Source organism: Corallococcus sp. AB011P, from assembly GCF_003611605.1.
In the GTDB taxonomy this organism is placed as follows: domain Bacteria; phylum Myxococcota; class Myxococcia; order Myxococcales; family Myxococcaceae; genus Corallococcus; species Corallococcus coralloides.
Genome location: NZ_RAVX01000074.1, coordinates 1 through 754, shown reverse-complemented (window position 1 = coordinate 754; position 754 = coordinate 1). Strand labels below are relative to the sequence as shown.

General features: G+C 69.9%; 1 protein-coding gene. It reads right to left on the bottom strand.

From position 1 onward, the window contains the following. The coding region (locus D7X30_RS41390) for an AMP-binding protein (protein WP_147443453.1) at nucleotides 1-754 on the bottom strand (754 nt) is incomplete at both ends.

The window sequence follows — 754 nt, the reverse complement described above, 5'->3', positions numbered from 1 at the left end:
ATGCGGTTGACGAGCTCACCGACGTCAGCGCGGGCCTCGTCGGGAATGATGCAGAGGGTGTGGCCGTCGAGCACCTGGATGAGCTGCTTGACGGAGGCGTCGAAGGAGAGCGGCGCGTTGACGCTGACGCGCTCCCCCGGCCGTGCGTCCGCGTGCACCGTAGCGGCGAGGGCGACACGAAGATTGAGCACGGAGCGGTGCTGAATCATCACGCCCTTGGGGCGGCCGGTGCTGCCGGAGGTGTAGATGATGTAGGCGAGGTGCTCCGGGGTGACAGACGTCACCGGAGCGCCCTGGGACTCAAGAGCAAGGTCCGCGGCGTCGGAGTCCAGGCAGAGGGTGAGCGCGGAGTGCGGAGGCAGCGAGTCGCGCAGGCGCTGCTGGGTGAGGACGACGGGAGCGCCCGTGTCGGAGAGGACGTGGGCAAGCCACTCGCGCGGGTAGCTGGGGTCGATGGGGACGTAGGCGCCGCCAGCCTTGAGGGTGCCGAGGATGCCGACGAGGGCCTCCACGGAGCGCTCCACGCACAGCACGACGCGCACGTCGGGGCCGACGCCGAGCTTCACCAGCCGGTGCGCAAGCTGATTGGCGCGGACTTCCAGCTCACGGAAGGTGAGCTGCTCCTCGCGGCAGATGACGGCCAGGGACTCCGGCGTGCGAAGGGCCTGGGCGCTGAAGGCGTCATGGAGGCAGAGGTCGCGGGGGAACTCCGCGCTGGGGCCATTCCAGTCCACGAGAAGCCGCTGCCGCTCCG